The organism is Streptomyces sp. NBC_00316, assembly GCF_036158715.1.
Classification (GTDB): domain Bacteria; phylum Actinomycetota; class Actinomycetes; order Streptomycetales; family Streptomycetaceae; genus Streptomyces.
This window is the reverse complement of sequence record NZ_CP108023.1, coordinates 5,211,583-5,228,114: the sequence shown is the minus strand read 5'-3', so window position 1 is coordinate 5,228,114 and position 16,532 is coordinate 5,211,583. Positions and strand designations below refer to the sequence as shown.

Genomic DNA, 16,532 nt, shown 5'->3' with positions numbered 1-16,532 from the left:
GCCCCAGCGACCTCCCGCTCCCCTCCCCGGGCCCCCTCACCCAGGGCTCCCCTCCCCTTTCCTCCTCCGCACCTCGTCCTCCCTTCTCCGCACCTCGTCGTCGACCGGCCCGCGCAGCTCGCGTTTGAGGATCTTCCCGGTCGGATTCCGCGGCAGCGGTTCGTCGCGCACGAGGACATGGGCCGGGACCTTGAACGCGGCCAGTGTCCGCCCGACGTGCGCCCGCAACTCGTCAGCCGTGACGGTGGCTCCGCTTCGCAGCCGGACGACCGCGGCGACCTCCTCGCCGAGGACCGGGTGCGCCACACCCAGCACCGCTGCGTCCTCGACATCCGGGTGATCGTGGAGCACGGCCTCCACCTCCACGCAGTACACGTTCTCACCGCCGCGGATCACCATGTCCTTGAGCCGGTCCACGACGCTGACCCGTCCGTCCCGTACCAGCGCAAGATCACCGGTGCGGAACCATCCGTCCCTGAACGCCTCGGACGTCGCCGCGTCGTCGTTCCAGTAGCCGCGGACCAGGGACTGGCCGCGCAACCACAGCTCGCCGACCGCGCCCTCGGGCAACTCCTCGCCCGCCGGACCGGCGATCCGCACCTCGGTGGCGGGCGTCGGCCGGCCGACGCTGTCCGGATGGAGCCGGTAGTCGTCGCCGAAGTTCGCCAGGACGCCGCCGCTGGTCTCGGTCAGGCCGTAACCGTTGCGCGGCTCGATCCGCTCGCCGTAGCGGGCGGTCAGCTGCGCCACCAGGTCGGGCGGGGCGGCGGCCCCGCCGGTGTTCAGCATCTGGAGGCTCTCCAGCTCGTCGCCGGCCCGCTCGGCGGCGGCGAGCAGCCGTAGGGCGGTGGCCGGGACGCCGACGAAATGCGTGACGCCATGCTCGCGGATCAGCCGCAGCGCCTCCTTCTCGTCCCACTTCCGCATGAGCACGAGCGCACCGCCCGCTGCCATCGCCGCGTAGAAACTGGTGAACGCGGCGACATGGAAGAACGGAAAGCTCATCAAGGCGACGGGGGCGGGCCCCTGTCCCGGAATGATCCCGCGGCGGAGCGCGGAGGCGGACGCGAAGAAGCGCGGGTTGAGTGCAGCGCCCACCTGGGCGAGGTGAGTGGCAACGGCGCCCTTGGGCCGGCCGGTGGTGCCCGAGGTGTAGATGATCGTCGCATCGTCCTCGGGGCGGATCTCAGCCTCGGGAGGCGCGGCGAGCGGGTCGGGCACGGGCAGGTCCTCGTATCGCTCGGCACCCGACGGAACCTCGCCGTCCCGGTGATGGAAGACGACCACGTGTGCCTCGGTCTTCTCCGCCCAGGCGGAGACGCGCGGCAGTCGCTCCCCGTCCACCAGCAGCACCCGCGGTTCGCAGTCGTCGAGCGCGTACGCGAACTCGTCCGTCGTCCACCAGGCGTTGAGCGGAACGGCGACCAGGCCTGCCAGCTGTGCCGCCCAGAAGGCGATCTGCCACTCGGGGTGGTTGCGCATCGCGACGACGGCCCGGTCGCCGGGGCGCAGCCCGTACACCTCACTCAGCCGGCAGGCCAGCGCGGACGCGGCGGCGAAGAACTCCGCATACGAGTAGCTCCGCTCGGCGGCGATCAGGAACGGCTGGTCCTCGAAGGCCCAGGTGGTCTCCACGAATTCACGCAGAGTCCTGGGCCCGTCCGCATACACGAGCGACCCCGCCTGCGGGCCGTCATGCACCCGCACGACCGCGAACGGGGCTCCGGGGCCGGTCAGCGCGGCATCGACACGGGCGGCGGCTGACGCGGCGTCGGTGGCCGACACAACAGACCCGGGAACCGGGCCGGTGCGTGTCGGGTCGGAGTGGGTCGGGTCGGAGTGCGACACGATCGACCTTTCTAAGCGTTCGCTCAGTACATTCGTGACGCTAGGCCCGCCTCCTCGCACCGTCAAGGCACCGCCACGGGGCCGCTCCGGCCTCGCCCCGCCGGCACCACACCCCCGGTCGGCACGCACACCGAACTCAGCGACGCGTGCGACCGCCATCCCGCTCCACCCCACCTCGCCCACCTCCCCGCTCACCTTCGGACTCGCCTTCGGGCCGCCCCGCACGGCGCTCGACGTGCTGCCGGATCTCGCTCATCAGGTGCTCCTCAAGCCTGGTCAGACTGCCGGGGGACAGCTCCGGATCGCCGGGGGCGGGCAGGAGCCGCGCCAACTCCGCGTGATCGAGCGGCTCATCACGACGCGGCCAAGGGGTGCACTTCATCGGGTCCTCTTCTCGATCGACCGGACCGCAGCAACACGGTCACTCTGCACTTGTCCGCTCCTCGCACACGGTTCCGGTTTTCTTCGCATGCGACGCAGCTCCCCCTCGGTGAGCCCACGCAGCCGGGTCCTGGCGCGCGAAAGCCGCGACCGCACCGTCCCGACAGGCATCCCCAGCGCCTCTGCGGCCTCCGCATACCCGAGCCCGGACCACACACACAGCGCGAACACCTCACGCTCGGAGCGCCGCAACTGTCCCAACGCGGTCTTGGCCGCCGCCAGTTCATCGGAGTCCGCCATCCGCCCGACCAGCTCGTCGGCGAAGTCGGGCACTACATCGCGCACCGGCATCCGAGCCAGCGCCCGGTCATGACGCCGGGCCGCCCTCCTCGTATTGCGCAGCACATTGACGGCGATCCCCATCAGCCAGGGCCGTGGGCTGTCGCCTTCGTCCCGTAGCTTCTCCCTCAGCCGCCACGCCTCCAGAAAGGTCAGCGACACGACGTCCTCGGCCGCACCCCAATTCCCGGTGCTGCGCACCGCGTACCGGTAGACGAGCTGGGCGTAATCGCGGAACAGCTCCCGGAAGGCTTCCGGCTCCCCCGCGCGGATGCGGGCATGCATCGAGTAGTTCACGTCCTGTCTTGTCCCCCCGACCGCCATCGTTGCAGTGACCTGCGTCACATCAATGCTCCCTCGCCTGACCCCTTCCCGCTCCGGCGTCCCACTCCAACCCAGAACGCCCCGAGCCCCACCCAGCCCGAACGCGGGTCCTCGAGAACCGACCTGCCGCTACGCCCCCGCCTGCCTCCCTCACCCCCGCACCTCATCCGCTACCCTGTCCTGGACTGCTGCCAGCAGCAGCGCCTTCGCCTTCGTAGCTCAGGGGATAGAGCACCGCTCTCCTAAAGCGGGTGTCGCAGGTTCGAATCCTGCCGGGGGCACCAGGCAAAAGGCCCCGGACCGATCATGGTCCGGGGCCTTTGACATCAGTTTTTGACATCAACGAGGGCGGTCACTCACGGCCGGGGCGCCTCTTGAGCAGCCGGTCCATGTGGCTGATGGCCTCGCGCTGCGTGTCGTGGACGACGTGCGTGTAGACGTCCATGGTGATGCTGATCTGGCTGTGCCCGAGGATCGCCATCACGACGCGGGGCGCGACCCCGGCCGCGGTGAGGAGCGTCGCGCAGCCGTGCCGGGCATCGTGCAGCCGGACGACGCGGAGGCCGGCGGAGTCGGCAACGCGGGTGAAGGAGCGGTACACGTTGCGCGGCTCGACCGGGCGCCCGGTGCGAGTAGTGAAGACGTGGCCGTTCTCGTCCCAGGACTCCCCCGCACGCTGCTTCGCGGCCGCCTGGCGCATCCGATGCCAGCGCAGCGGCGGGATGCACATCGCCGGGAGCGGCAGGGCACGATGGCGGCGGTTCTTGGTCTCGTCGTCGTAGAGGACTCCGCGCCGTCGCTGGGTCTGCTGCCGGACGTAGATCACGCGGTGGTCCAGGTCGATATCCGTCCAGCGGAGACCGACGATCTCGCCCCGGCGAAGGCCCATGGCAATGGCGAGCACGAAGGCCGCGTACAGCGGGTCCTTACGGGCGGCGGCGAGGAAGTCCAGGGTCTCGTCGAGTGTCCAGGGGCTCAGCTCCCGGGACTTGGCACGCGGCGGTTCGACGAGGGCGGCCACGTTCCGGGTCACCAGTTCCTCGCGGCAGGCGGCGCTGAGAGCCGTACGCAGCACGCGGTGAGACTCCTTGGCAGTGGCCGCGGTCGACCTGTTCTCCAGCTGAACGATGAAGCGCCGAACATCGGCGACGCCGAGGGATTCCAGCCGCTTCGAGCCCAGCATGGGCACGAGGTAGAGCCGCACGTGAGCTTCGTACTTGTCGTACGTGCTCAGTTTGCGCCGGGTCTTGACGATGTTGTCCAGCCAGTACGGCAGCCACTCCGAGAGCCGGGCCGAGCGAGTCGGCACGGGCACGCCCTGGTCGACCTTGTCGAGCAATTCACGGCGCTTGGCGTCGCACTCGGCCCAGGTCTTGCCATAGGCGAACTTGCGGGCACGGGTGCCGTCCGGCTGCAGGACGTAGACGGCAGCCTGATAGCGGCCGTCCTTGCGCTTGGTGATCGTGCCCGCGCCGTTGGGGTTGCGCTTGCGCAGGGAGGCCATCAGGCAGCCTCCCCGATCTCGCGGGTGATGAAGTCCCGTACGGCGTCTGCGGGTACGCGCCGGGACCGGCCGATGGTGATCGAGGTCAGTCGGCGCGAACGGATCAGGTCGTAGACCGTGGAGCGTCCGAGCTTGAGCCGCGCCATGACCTCGGGCACGGTCAGCAGTTCAGCCGTGGCGGTGGTCATGCTGCGGCTCCTTCCAGGGCGAGCTGGTCTTGCAGGGCTTCGCGGGCGGTTTCGCGGTTGAGCTGGATATCGCGAGCGATGGAGGCGGCGAGAGCGGATTCCCCGGGGGTGTGGCCGTGCCCGGCGTACTCCCAGGAGGCGAGGACGAGCACGGTGTCCGGGTCACCGAGGGCGTCTTGCTCCTGGGCGGCGCGGAAGTCGGCGCGGATCTGGCGGAGTGCGCCGAGGGTGGTGGAGTAGCGACGGGATTTGGTGGAGAAGTGGCCGCGGAAGCCGAGCATGTGCGCCCAGGCCGCCAGCTTCCCGTCCGGGTAGAGCGGGGCGAGGTCGAGGCAGGCCTCGATGAGGCGACGCGGATGCTCGGGCACGTCCAGGAGATCGAGCACTTCCCGATTCCCGATGCGGCGGTCGAGGCTGCCGGTCGACTCGGCGGCTTTCGTGGCGTACTTCGCCACGTAGGACGCCACCGCCTGCTCGGTGATGTCGGAGCCGTCGCCGAAGGCATGGATGGGCCGGATGTCGAGCTGTCGGCCCCACTGGAAAGGCCGGCAGGGCTGGTCTCCTGCGGCGGGCACGGTGATCGAGGTGTACGAGTGGGCGACCGCAGCCCGGATCGCGTCGGTAAGCAGATCGGCCGAAGCCCAGGACGGAGGCGGCGAATCGGGACCGTCGGGTCCGTCGAGGCGGATCACGGCGTGGAAGTGGATCGCGCCACGCTTCTGGAACTCGGCGACCTTGCCGTACGAGACCCGCAGCACGTCTTTCAGCTCGCGCTGTGAGAGTCCGGCGCGGGCAGCGAGTTCGCGGCGGAGCCGGGTGGTGAAGCGCTGCCAGAGTTGCCCGGCGTGGTTGTTGAACAGGACCGTGCCCGCGTAGTCGTAGGTCGTCGAGTCGAGGGCGGTGCCGAGGGCGGGATCGTCGTCTGCGTGCTGGGTGCCGCAGCGGCAGACGCGGCGATCTGGGCGGTTGTGGACGGGCCCGAAGGAGGGGGCGGTGAGGGTGGCGAAGACGCGGGGGTGATCGCGGACGGCTGTGGGGATGTCCTTGGATTCGTCTCCGGCGAGCCCAGCACGGATGAGGTGGTAGGTGTCTCCGGCGTAGGTGTAGGCGCAGGAGGGGCAGCGAGAGGCGCGGCGGTTGCCGCAGGCGACGCGGAGCCGTCCGTCAGGCTCGGTGTCGGTGGAGTAGCGGCGCAGGGTCTCCCCGGTGGTCTTGTCCTTCGCGAGGGTCCATCCGATGAGGTGGATCGGGTCGGAGCAGCCGCCGGTGCGGTGCACTTGGTCTTTCCAGCGGTCGAAGCCCGGGGACCCGGCCACCCGGAGGACGTCTCCCAGGGTGGCCGGGTTCAGGCCCGCCAGGGTGGCGGTGTCGGTCATGCGCGGCCCCCGGTGAGCGAGGCGGCGCGGGCGGGAAGGGTGCCGGTGCCCTGGCAGGTCATGCAGTGGGCGGTGATGGTGCGCAGGTGGCCGCGGTTGTCGCGTCCGCCGAGGGTGATGGCCGCAGAGGCGAAGCCGTCGCAGGCCGGGCATTTACGGAGCGTGGGCCGGTCGCGGTCGGTCATGATGGTGGTTCCTTCCGGATCAGTGGTTCGGACAGGGGCAGGGCTTCCGGGGCGGCGCGATGCTTGGCGGCTTGGGCCGTCCCGGGGGCCGGTCAGCGGTGGTTGTTCGAGGCCATGAGCGAGCGGATGACGAGCGCGCATATGGCGACCGAGGCAGCGGTGACGGCGACCGCGAGGAGCATGGAGACCAGCACGGTGCCGACGACCAGGACCACGGCTGTGCCGCCGCCTATGACGGTGAGCAGGGCGCCCGGGGTGAGCTGGACGGTGGGGCGGGACTGTGCGGGCGCCAGGGCGGTCGGGACCGGTACCGGGGGCGTGGCCGGGATTTGCTGGGGACGCTGCTCGATGACGGTCGGCTCGATGACGAGCGGGCTGACGATGCCGGTCGGCAGCGGATTGGTGGGGATCTTCGGGCGGAGCATGGTGGTTCTCCCTTCTGGGTCGGGTTACTTGACGGCGGTGTCGATGACGGGAGCGAGCAGGCTGTCCGCGAGGAGGTAGCCGCCGAGGAGGAGCACGGCGACGAGCCACCAGGGCGGGCGGATGAGCTTGATGCCGAGTGCGCCGACGACGATCAGGGCGAGCCAGAGCGGTACGTCCATGGCAGCGATCTCCTAACGGACCTTGCAGCGGTGGGTACGGGCGGCGAGCTGGGCAGCGGGCTGGCTGGTGTAGTCGGCGGACCAGCCACACCGGTCGTTCGTGCACACGGCGGCGTGCTTGGTCTGGCCGTGGCGGTCGCGGTGGGTGCCGATCTGCACGGGGCCGATCCGCATCACGGAGTGGAAGAAGTCGCGGGCAGGCATGGCGGAGTGTCCTTCCTGTCAGGTGAGTTGGGCGGCGATGGCTTCGGCCATCGGGGCGGGCACGCCGAGGCGGGCGCGCAGGGTGTCGGTGTCGATCGGGGTGCCGGTGCGGGCGTGGTGGTCGGTGGCGAGCTTTCGGGCGTGGTTGACCAGCGCGGCCGGAACCGGCGGCGAGGCAGGGGCGGGCAGGGCCGGGGGTTCCTCGGTGGCCAGCGCAGGGGCGGGATCCGGCTCAGCCGGAATGCGCGCGGCCGCGGGTGCCGGCGGATTCGGCTCCCGCTCCTTTGCCTCATTGGGGGTGTGGGCGAGGAGGGTGCCGCCGAGGAAGGCGAGGGCGGGCCATCCGGCGACGCCGAAGCGCAGCCAGGCCGGAGGGTTGGCGAGGTCGAGGAACCCGGCGGTGGCCACGTTCGCGCCGAGCGAGGCGACGAGGGCGATCAGGAACCAGGACCAGGCCAGCCGCGAGGCGCCGCCGTTGCGCAGTCGGCGCCAGGCCGCGACGAGGAGCAGGTCCACGCTGATCGGGTAGGCCCATGCCTTCCAGCCGGTCTGTCCGGCCGCGGCGGCGAGGTCGTGAAGGTGCGCGAAGGACAGGGCACCGGCGATCACGGCCTGTACGAGGACGGCGTCCATGCGGATCATGGGACGGGACATCGTGGGCTTCTCCTTCCAGAGGTGGGGCCGGGACGGGGCGGGGTGTCGAGGACCGGCCGCCCGGCCCCGGCGGGTCTCAGTGGGTGGGTCCGGATCCAGGCATGGGGCAGGTAGGGACGTGGCGCGAGGCGGTCGCGCCGACCGGTGGGGCGGTGGGGATCAGGCCGCGGCCGGAGCTGTCTCGACAGCCGGTGCCGGTACGGGAGCCAGGTGCGGCAGCGCGGGGCGGAAGGCCGCCAGCTCGGGCAGATCCGGGGTCCGGTCGGCGTGCCGGTTGCAGGTGTTCACGGCCTGCCGCAGCGTGATGTGTGGAGTCCGGATGCGAGCCCATCCGGCGGCCGAGTCCCCGGTCACGGCGAGCCCCGGCATGCTGGTGGGGATCTGGATCGCGGCGAGTACGGCGTCCGGGGCGATGTCGCCGAAGGCCATGTTGGCGGACGACTCGTCGTTGACCCGGTGGGCTGTTCGGCCGGTCAGCTGGGCTCGGAGCATCGTGATGCCCCTGCCGAGTTCAGAGCCGAAACGCTGCCCGCAGATCTCCATGTAGATCCCGGCGGCACGGCCGAGCTGGGCGAGGCGAGCCAGGGCGGTGATGATCCGGTCCCGGCGCTTCTCCTCGTCCTTGGTGGCGAACAGGGCGAGTTCGGCGACCTCGTCGACGAGTAGAACGATCGGGGTCGGGCGCAAGCCGTCGGGCAGGTCCCAGATGTCGGCGGCGATCTCCGCGTCCGGGACATCGGCGGTGATCCGCTGCTCGGCGCGGATCAGCTGGTAGACGCCTTCCATGCGGGACACGAGCGCGTCGAGGAGGGCGGCGGCGGTCTCGGGGTTGTCGGCGAGCGCGGAGAAGCGGCGAGCCAGCGGGAACAGTTCCACGCCCTGTTTGCAGTCGATGCCGACCAGGGCCACGTCCTGTGAGGCGAGTTCGGCGACCAGGTTGCGCTGGTACACGGACTTGCCCGACTTGGTAGCGCCCACCGTGAGGCCGTGGGGCATCTCCCGGTAGTCGCGGTAGTGCACGGAGCCGTCCTCGCACAGGGCGACCGGGACCCGCATCGGCGTGCGGTCGACCTTGGCGGGCATCTGCACCCGCTTGAGGACGTCGTAGCCGGTCATCCGGACTTCGACCACGCCGGAGCGCAGTTCGCGGGAGGTCACGCCGTACATCCCGAAGGAGTGGCGCAGCCGGTCCGAGGCCGCGGAGATGTCGAACGCGTCCTGACCGGGCCGGAGTTTGAGGCGGAGAACCAGACCGGTACGGGTCGGGCGCAGTCGCAAAATGCGCGGCGGACGCGAGTCCGGCGCCGGCCGGTTGGTGACCCGGGCCAGGGTCAGGCGCCAGCGGGAGGGCGGAACGGTGAGGCCGCATGCGTCCATGACCGAGGCGTACCGAACGGTCACGCGCAGCACGGCCAGGGTGACCCCGAAGGTCATCCAGTACCAGGCGGGACGCCGCCACCGCAGAAGAGCGGCGGTGACGACGACCAGCGCCAGTAACGCGATCAGCCGCGACACGGCTCAGGCCGCCTTGGGCTTCGAGGCGTCCGCGGCCAGCGAGGTGACAGCGACCGCCCGGAAGCTGATTCCGTGCCGCTTCGTGCCGTTGAACTCGTTCTCCCACGGCCGCGCAACCAGGCCGGTCAGCGCCACCGGGGTGCCCATGACCAGCTCGCCGGAGATGCCAGTCTCAGGAACGGCAACGGACAGGACCTCGGCCTCACCGTTCGCTGCGAACATCACGTCCACGGTCATCAGCGTTGCGCCCGTTTCGGCGTCCGTGGCGATCTCACCGGTCCGGCGGTCCTTGACCTTCGGCTGCGGGGACTGGGCCACCATCACGGCGGCGGTCGAGGTGTCTACGGGGATCTGACGCATCGTCTTGTCTCCTGTGTTTGAACTGAGTTGTTCCGACGTTTCGTCGGCGAGACAAGAAGACCGCGAGAGGTGATGGACGTATCACGGTCCGTATGGACGTTTAGGGACGTCTGAGCTATCGTCAAAACGTCCCTACGTCCCAGGAGGGCACGTTATGGCGAACGAGCGTCTGCGCGCGGCCATTTCGGCGAAGAGCGAGACCATTCAGTCTCTCGCTCAGCACGTCGGAGTGGACCCCAAGACCGTGGAACGTTGGATCACGACAGACCGCACCCCACACCGTGGCCACCGTTGGAAAGCCTCAAGCTTTCTCGGCATCGATGAGGTCTACCTCTGGCCCACTGTTGAGAAGCAGGCGGAGACAGCGAGCACGTCCGAGCTGATCACGTACTACCCGCACCGCGGAGCCGTGCCGGCGTCGCTGTGGTCGTCGCTGATCGACCGGGCGACGAGCCACGTCGAGATCCTCGTGTACGCGGGGCTGTTCCTGTTCGACGGACACCCCGACCTTCCCAACCAGCTGATAGAGAAGGCCAAGGGCGGGGCCCAGGTACGGATCCTGCTCGGCGACCCAGATTCAGAGATGGTGCACCAGCGAGGCGAGGAAGAAGGTATCGGCGACGACCTTGCCGCCCGGGCTCGGATCACTCGCCGCTATCTCGAACCGGCAACCACCACGCCAGGCGTTGAGATCAGGCTGCACGACACGATCCTGTACAACTCGATCTATCGCTTCGACGACGACGTGTTGGTGAACCCGCACGTCCTCGGAGCACCCGCAGGACAGAACCCGGTCCTGCACTTCCGCTACATCCCCGGTGCCCGGACCTTCCGGCACTACATGCGGAGCTTCGACTACACGTGGGAGCACGGCCGTCCCGCCTAGCCGGACCGGGTGACGAACGTGCGACGCTGGAGACATGGCCCGCGTCGACTACATCAATGATCCAAATGCACCGAAGGCGAACAGCATCGTCCCTTCAGTCACCGCCGTGGCTCTTAACGAGGCCGGGGAAGTCTTGCTCATCCACAAGACCGACAACGATCTATGGGCGCTGCCGGGCGGCGGCGTCGACGTAGGCGAGTCGGTCGCCGATGCCGCAGTTCGGGAGACGAAGGAAGAGACGGGGTTCGACGTCGAGGTGACCGGACTGGTCGGCCTCTACACCAACCCCGCGCACGTCATGGCGTACGACGACGGCGAGGTACGGCAACAGTTCTCGATCTGCTTCACGGCCCGCATCGTCGGCGGCAAGCTACGGACAAGCAGCGAGAGCAAGGAAGTTGCCTTCATGGACCCGATCAAGTTGGACGAGCTGAACATCCATCCGTCAATGCGGATGCGAATCGAGCACGGCTTGGCCGTCAGGCCACAGCCCTACATCGGCTGATTACCGAGACGCACAGTTGTCCGCTCGACCGCGGCACCGAGATACGGCCGTGCCTTGCTGATCGCGGTGTGCACCTCGCTGCCCGGCTCGTAGCGGACCAAGATTTCATCAATCCGCCGGCCGAAGTCGAAGGACTGGCCAGCGGGCCCCGTCGTCATGTCGGCGTAGATGAGCGCGTCCAGAAGCGGGGAGTCCTCCCGCTCGTACACGTCCAGCTCAGCGGAGAGCCCGCGTTGCTCTGCCTCGTAGACGGCGCCGGAGTGATGGGCGACCAGTCGCACGAGCCGTGATGGCGCCCCGAGGGTTTCCAGGTAACGAGCGCCATCGATGGGGTGAAACCCGGTATCCCGCAGCTCTGGGGCGTATCCGATGTCATGGAGCCACGCAGCGGCAACGAGCAGATCCCGCTCATCCGCTGGCACAGCCGCCGAAGCCTGGCGAGCACGTTGTGCGACAGCTTGTGTGTGAAGCCAGCGATTCCCAAGCGGCGGCAACAGCGACTCGGCCAGCTCGGCCGCTCCCTGGGGCGTGTCCAATGCGGAAGGCATGAATCGCACCGTAGCTCAGATGGTCGGCCTGCCGACAGCTCTCATGGAGCCCACAGGCGATGAGCGCGGTAAGAGTTTCCCTACTTCATCAAGGCGGCTCGCTCCGCTCACCGCACGCGGCCCGGCCCCCGGCCGGACCTGCGCTCCTGTCTCCGCCCCGCTCCAGCCCGGCCGGCGCCCGGGCCGCGCTCAGAGCAATCAGTCGCTTGAGGCCAGAGAAGTGGTACGTCGTGGCTGGGGCGGTCGGCTCCGCGGCTTTACGGAGCCACTTTGGCGCGAGCCTCGAAGATCATGGCCCCAACGTCGTGCTTTACCGGGCAGGTCAACAGACTGCCCGACGCGCCGGAAGCTTACGGGGCCATGATCACTCGCGCCAAAGCAGCGCCACCCCAAAGCCGCTCCACCGACCTAGCGCAGTCAGCTTGCTCACGGTTGGTCGTCGGGCCGCGCACGGCTGTGCGACTCCGGCCTGTGCCAGTTCACAAGATTGCGCACGAACCGTTCCGTGGGGCGGACCCCTTGCCGTCGGCTAATGCCAATCACGGGGACGTCTGAGGCCGATACAGCGGCCAACAGCGACAATAGTCAGTCAGAGGTGATTGGCTGGCGCGCCGACTCCTTCCCGGTCTTCGGGTCGGTTGCGCCGATCACGCCACCAGCTCCATACCGTGTGCCCCACAAGAGACGCGCCGACAACGCATGCGGTGACGCGGATCACGGTCCAGGTAATTCCGACAATCGCATCCTGCGAGTCCGCTTCTGTGTGCAAGCGCTGAGAGGTCTCAATGTAGGCGGTCAGCGGAATAAGGAGGCGGAAAAGTAGGCCGCCAATGCCGGGCGTCCGTGCCAGATTTCCCACGAGTCCCACGGGGGCACCGAAAATTAACGCGACTATTCCCCACACGAGAATGCGAGAGGAAAGCCCTTCGCCAGAGGCGCCCGATTCCAGCCCGGCCGGGACTGCGGGGTACATGTCCTTAAAGAGGTAGTATGCAACCACGCCTATAGCCAACCCCAAAGATGACAGCAGTGCTGACTCAATTTTGGATCGGCGGAAATAGCCCACCAAGAATGCATAACAGGCCCACGACCACCCTCCGGAAAAGACCACACTTAGGGTGACACAAACGGTGTTGTCCAACTTTCCGGAAATGGGACCCGCTAGGCCGAGTAGCAAACCCGTCCCGATAGACACAGCGCTGGGTGCAACACGAGTGCGCGGAAAGCGCATGATTCCTCTTCCCCGTTCCGTGATTAAGCCAGAGCTGGAGGTGGCACTACTCGGGGGCTGCGCGGGCAACCGACCAGCCCCCGAGCGGCACACCAACCTACCGCACCCTGCAAGGAGTTACTGATTGGTGCGGGAATCAGAGCCTAATCGATGCTGTAGTACGTAGAGCAGGTGTAGGCGAGACCCGCAGTGAGGTGGGCGTTAGAGGTGTCGTTGGCTGGAGCCCAATCCTTCTTCGTGCCGCCAGCGATCTTCACCGTGGACGCGTGGCCCTTCGTGTAATGGTAGTAGTTCGAGTAGCAGTACTTATTGAATACACCGGTGCTGACTTCCGTGGTGTACCAGCCGTAACACCAGTCGCCGCCACTGGCATTGACGCAGGCCTCCGACAGCGGGCTAACGGAGCCCGTCGCAGCGTCCATCTTGATCGTCACCACACCCCACTCAGAGGGGTTACCCAGCTCTGCGGGCGGCTGGGTGCCGTCCCCACGATGGTGGACGGTGACGGTGGCTCCGGGGGTGCTGGCGATTGCAGACGCGCTGAGCTGAGAACTGTCCGCGGTGGCCGGCGCCACGAGGCCGCCAACAGCCAGAGCTGCGCCAGCGATGGTGAAAGCGACGGATCTACCGGTGATCTTCATGAAACCCCTCCCAGTGATTCCCCGTGTGGGGACTGGGATCATCGAATGGCATATGCCTGGCTGTAAAGCCAAGTAGAACCGGTTGGCTGAAAGCCCGTCTGTCTGATCTGTGGGCCCTGTCTGGATATTTCTGCATCCTGGAACGTCTGATTTGTTTGCATTGCGGCAATATCTCACTGTGGGTCGCTGATCCTGGCGCCGTCACCCATAGTTGTGGCCGGTGGCTCATAAGCACTCCGACATCCTCGTGCGGGAAGAAGGAGGCGGCGCGGCCGATCCTCACCGCGCTGCGAATGAGCCCGGATTCACCGGCTTGATGTCTGTGGACAGTTTCTCGGGGAATGAAGAAGCGCCTTGTGACCTGCGATGATGGGGTTTCTCTAGGACCACATCAGGCACGATCAGCAAGGCACTTCCAAGATGCAATCTTCCCATGCCACAGCGGCGGTCTCTTCCGCGTTCGATGACCCGAACCTGGTCGCGTACGACGGGCTGGCGCCGGTGGTGCGGCTGGCCGAGCGGTGCGGTCTGCCCGCGCTGGTCCGGGAGTACATCCGTCGCCGGCCTCGAAGGACGGCGCTGGTGCCTTCCCCGCGGCGAAAGTGATGTCACTGGTGGGCGGCATGGTCACGGGCGCCGACAGCATCGATGACATGGACCGACTACGGCATGGCGCGATGGGCCGCCTGTTCTCCGGAGTGTGGGCCCCGTCCACACTGGGGTCGTTTCTGCGCTCCTTCACGCACGGGCATGTGAAGCAACTGCACGCGTGACCCGCCGGTTCCTTCCCGAACTGGCCCGTCATGCCCCGCTGCTGCCCGGCGCGGACCACGTCGCCCACGTGGACATCGACGACACCATCCGCCGCGCCTACGGCTACGCCAAGCAGGGCGCCGGCTACGGATACAGCAAGGTCAAGGGCCTGAACGCACTGCTCGGCATCGCCTCCACAGAGCTGTGCAACGGCTTCAACCTGTCGGACGACGAGCTGCGGACGCGCAGCGGATATACGCGCGAGGAGATTCGCTCCGTCCTAGGGATGATCGACGACGCCATCCCGCCTCTGGCCATCTGAGCTGAGCGTGATTCAAGGAGCGCCCTCCTGGGGCCGTCTCGGGGCCGTGGAAGGGCGCTCAACGATGACCAACGCTGACAACTGCCGACAGCTCAGCAGCAGGTCACAGCGTCGATCGATGCTGTGGCCGCAGGTCGGAGACCCGGCGTGTCACTTCTTCGGCTACTGAGCGCCTTGACTGGTCAAACCAGACACCGCCCGCGCTGCCACATTCAGGAGCCGGGAGGAAAAACCACAGATCGCAAGGGTAGTCGCATGCGACGATCGTGCCGTGACCACTACCGACCCTTCGTTTCGCCGACGCCTGCTGGTCGAGTCGCTCACTGTGCTGGCCGCTGATCCCTCGGTCCAGGCGGTGTGGCTGGAGAAGTACGACATCCCCACGGATGAGATCGCCTTGGACTTCGACCACGCCTTCCGTATGTCAGAGCAACTGGTGGAAGAGGGACAACTCAGCCACGATGTGCTGCCCGACCTACACGGCATAGACATGGTGTTCAACGAGATGAGCGGTGAGCCGAACGCCGCCAGGTGGGCCACGGACGCGCTATCCAGCGATGCCGGGTGGATCAAAGTCCGCGAACTGGCCCGCCGGGTCCTCATCGCAGAACTGGGCGAGTGGAGAGCGCCCATGCCGGCCATTTGCGTGATCCGTTGAGGGGCTGTGCGGCCGTGCCACTCTCGTGCCAGAACAGGCGGGGACTCAGGGGGAATCACGGTGCGCAGGGGGACGCATCACCCACTCCATCCGAGGCGGGGAATCCACAGGTCAGGCCTGTGACCACCTCACCTCGCTCCTAAAGCGGTGCTTGTGCCTCAGGTGGGGCGTCACTGAGCCGTCCGGTGCTTGATCGGGACGTATCGAAGACAGCGGCCACCACTTCCGTACGCGTACATTCCTGGCTGGAGGGCATCAGGTGTGCCTACACACCGAGCGTGAGCCCGGGCCCCTTACCGGCGGCAAGCCTGCCATGCAAAGATCACGCCCGGCGGCCATCGAGTCGCACACCTGTCGCATGGGGGACTCGCTGTGGATGTCATCGGATGGACCGTGTTGGCCCTGTACTGGCTCCTGACATTCGTTCCTGGCATTGCCGCCATCTGCGTCGGATGGGTCCCCCCATGGTTCAGAAAGACGGTTTCGTCGCCGCGACTTGGAGGCTGGGCGGACGTCTGCGCAGGCGTCGGGGGCACAATCATCGTGGGTCCTGTGCACCGCCACTTGGAATCGACGCCAATGGCGACTTTCGCCACAATCGTGGGCTTCTGCTTCCTCTTCAGTGCCTTCGGCCTCTACCGACGGTCCTACCGGCCGAAGCCATCCGGAGCAATGACATACCAGTACAGAGCGGCCCCGGCCTTCCTCGCCGGTGTTGTACAGCAGCGAGATACAGCAACCACCGAGCCCACAACCGACCCCCCACCAGCCGCAGACGCCGAACTGACTTGATTATCGGACCCCATCGACCGACGCTGCCATGGTTCGCATCGAGAGGCCGGCTGAGTGTTCAACTGCGTGACAACGGCAACGCATAGCAGCGGACGTCCACGCACGCTGACGGACTATCACAACAGTTGAGTAGCCCAGCGACCCAAGGTCGATCGCCCGGCCAAGTTGCTTCGGGACGAAGGGGTCAGTCATCCGTATCTTCTGGACCAACGTCGCGGAAGACACTTCTGTAGTAACCGCTCCGAACAAGGTCGTCGACGACATCAACCATCCCGGGGATGCCTCGATCGCGGACGATCAGCCCATCCCAGACGTAGAAGTACCTGCCGCTAAGGCATTCACCGGTCTGTCGCCAACGGTCCATGGTGCGGCGGACATTGTCCAGGGTGTAGATCGTCCCCGACCAGCGTTCCCCGCTGTCAAAGATCACCCACATGTCGACGTCGTCGATCTCGTCGAGTGGTACCCCGGCATCGGGCACGAAGCAGATTTCGTAGCCGTCAAGTTGAACGCGGTAGAACGCCCCGTCCCACACCAGGTTGGCTCCCCCACCACTTGGCCACGCAAAGCGGATGTCAGCCCACCTGGCCCGGCTCGAACGGGCTGGCCCCCTCCACAACGGGCCGGTGCTGCGGGTCTACAGCTGCCGGCCGACGCAGGCAGGGTGATCGTAGATCAGGGCTGAGTGCTGCCGCACTGTGGTTTCCTGCGCG

The 16,532-nt window shown here is 67.5% G+C and carries 20 protein-coding genes and 1 tRNA gene; 6 read left to right on the top strand and 15 right to left on the bottom strand.

The features are described 5' to 3' along the window. Positions 1–36: 36 nt before the first annotated feature. Positions 37–1,848, bottom strand: a complete 1,812-nt coding sequence (locus OG878_RS23340) for a class I adenylate-forming enzyme family protein (RefSeq protein ID WP_443049152.1) — start codon at positions 1,846–1,848, stop codon at positions 37–39. A gap of 378 nt (positions 1,849–2,226) precedes the next feature. Next, a complete protein-coding gene (locus OG878_RS23335; protein ID WP_328891342.1) occupies positions 2,227–2,853 on the bottom strand; it encodes an RNA polymerase sigma factor in 627 nt (208 codons plus the stop codon). Positions 2,854–3,100: 247 nt separating this feature from the next. On the opposite strand from OG878_RS23335, the gene OG878_RS23330 reads away from it, so the two are divergent. Then, positions 3,101–3,176 (top strand) — tRNA-Arg (locus OG878_RS23330). A 68-nt stretch (positions 3,177–3,244) separates the two neighbouring features. Here OG878_RS23330 and OG878_RS23325 read toward each other — a convergent pair. The 10 genes from OG878_RS23325 to OG878_RS23280 all read right to left on the bottom strand — a co-directional run bounded on the left by OG878_RS23325 (position 3,245) and on the right by OG878_RS23280 (position 9,483). After that, entirely contained in the window at positions 3,245–4,396 is a 1,152-nt protein-coding gene (locus OG878_RS23325) for a tyrosine-type recombinase/integrase (RefSeq protein WP_328888576.1), read from the bottom strand. Next, complete coding sequence (locus OG878_RS23320) at positions 4,396–4,584, bottom strand: helix-turn-helix domain-containing protein (RefSeq protein ID WP_328888575.1); 189 nt, start codon at positions 4,582–4,584, stop codon at positions 4,396–4,398. The genes OG878_RS23325 and OG878_RS23320 overlap by 1 nt, the downstream gene beginning before the upstream one ends. After that, entirely contained in the window at positions 4,581–5,960 is a 1,380-nt protein-coding gene (repSA, locus tag OG878_RS23315) for a replication initiator protein RepSA (RefSeq protein WP_328888574.1), read from the bottom strand. The genes OG878_RS23320 and repSA overlap by 4 nt, the downstream gene beginning before the upstream one ends. Beyond that, entirely contained in the window at positions 5,957–6,145 is a 189-nt protein-coding gene (locus OG878_RS23310) for a hypothetical protein (RefSeq protein ID WP_328888573.1), read from the bottom strand. The genes repSA and OG878_RS23310 overlap by 4 nt, the downstream gene beginning before the upstream one ends. Positions 6,146–6,237: 92 nt before the next feature. Beyond that, on the bottom strand, positions 6,238–6,570 hold the full coding sequence (locus tag OG878_RS23305; protein ID WP_328888572.1) for a SpdD-like protein: 333 nt from the start codon (positions 6,568–6,570) through the stop codon (positions 6,238–6,240). 24 nt (positions 6,571–6,594) lie between these two features. Next, positions 6,595–6,750 (bottom strand): hypothetical protein, encoded by a 156-nt coding sequence (locus OG878_RS23300; protein WP_262006109.1) that lies wholly within the window; start codon positions 6,748–6,750, stop codon positions 6,595–6,597. 12 nt (positions 6,751–6,762) lie between these two features. Further along, on the bottom strand, positions 6,763–6,954 hold the full coding sequence (locus tag OG878_RS23295) for a mobile element transfer protein (protein WP_326629551.1): 192 nt from the start codon (positions 6,952–6,954) through the stop codon (positions 6,763–6,765). Between the two features lie 18 nt (positions 6,955–6,972). After that, complete coding sequence (locus OG878_RS23290; RefSeq protein WP_328888571.1) at positions 6,973–7,608, bottom strand: DUF2637 domain-containing protein; 636 nt, start codon at positions 7,606–7,608, stop codon at positions 6,973–6,975. A gap of 159 nt (positions 7,609–7,767) precedes the next feature. After that, positions 7,768–9,042 (bottom strand): FtsK/SpoIIIE domain-containing protein, encoded by a 1,275-nt coding sequence (locus tag OG878_RS23285; protein ID WP_328891341.1) that lies wholly within the window; start codon positions 9,040–9,042, stop codon positions 7,768–7,770. Positions 9,043–9,126: 84 nt separating this feature from the next. After that, positions 9,127–9,483, bottom strand: a complete 357-nt coding sequence (locus OG878_RS23280) for an SCO3933 family regulatory protein (protein ID WP_328888570.1) — start codon at positions 9,481–9,483, stop codon at positions 9,127–9,129. 154 nt (positions 9,484–9,637) lie between these two features. Here OG878_RS23280 and OG878_RS23275 point away from each other — a divergent pair, with 154 nt between their 5' ends. Beyond that, on the top strand, positions 9,638–10,369 hold the full coding sequence (locus OG878_RS23275) for an XRE family transcriptional regulator (protein ID WP_328888569.1): 732 nt from the start codon (positions 9,638–9,640) through the stop codon (positions 10,367–10,369). A 34-nt stretch (positions 10,370–10,403) separates the two neighbouring features. Next, entirely contained in the window at positions 10,404–10,874 is a 471-nt protein-coding gene (locus OG878_RS23270) for an NUDIX hydrolase (RefSeq protein ID WP_328888568.1), read from the top strand. On the opposite strand, the gene OG878_RS23265 is transcribed toward OG878_RS23270, so the two are convergent. Then, complete coding sequence (locus OG878_RS23265) at positions 10,862–11,422, bottom strand: HD domain-containing protein (RefSeq protein WP_328888567.1); 561 nt, start codon at positions 11,420–11,422, stop codon at positions 10,862–10,864. The genes OG878_RS23270 and OG878_RS23265 overlap by 13 nt on opposite strands. Before the next feature lie 1,374 nt (positions 11,423–12,796). Next, positions 12,797–13,294 (bottom strand): lactococcin 972 family bacteriocin, encoded by a 498-nt coding sequence (locus OG878_RS23260; protein WP_328888566.1) that lies wholly within the window; start codon positions 13,292–13,294, stop codon positions 12,797–12,799. 420 nt (positions 13,295–13,714) lie between these two features. Between OG878_RS23260 and OG878_RS23255 the strand changes: the two genes are divergently transcribed. From OG878_RS23255 to OG878_RS23245, 3 genes are all read left to right on the top strand, one after another. Continuing rightward, positions 13,715–13,900 (top strand): hypothetical protein, encoded by a 186-nt coding sequence (locus OG878_RS23255; RefSeq protein ID WP_328888565.1) that lies wholly within the window; start codon positions 13,715–13,717, stop codon positions 13,898–13,900. Positions 13,901–14,063: 163 nt separating this feature from the next. Next, positions 14,064–14,369, top strand: a complete 306-nt coding sequence (locus OG878_RS23250; protein WP_328888564.1) for a hypothetical protein — start codon at positions 14,064–14,066, stop codon at positions 14,367–14,369. Positions 14,370–14,640: 271 nt separating this feature from the next. Next, positions 14,641–15,027, top strand: coding sequence for a hypothetical protein (locus tag OG878_RS23245; protein ID WP_328888563.1), 387 nt, complete (start codon positions 14,641–14,643; stop codon positions 15,025–15,027). A 976-nt stretch (positions 15,028–16,003) separates the two neighbouring features. On the opposite strand, the gene OG878_RS23240 is transcribed toward OG878_RS23245, so the two are convergent. Next, the gene (locus tag OG878_RS23240; protein WP_328888562.1) at positions 16,004–16,354 is read right to left on the bottom strand and encodes a hypothetical protein; all 351 of its coding nucleotides are present in this window, start codon (positions 16,352–16,354) and stop codon (positions 16,004–16,006) included. Positions 16,355–16,532: the final 178 nt, after the last annotated feature.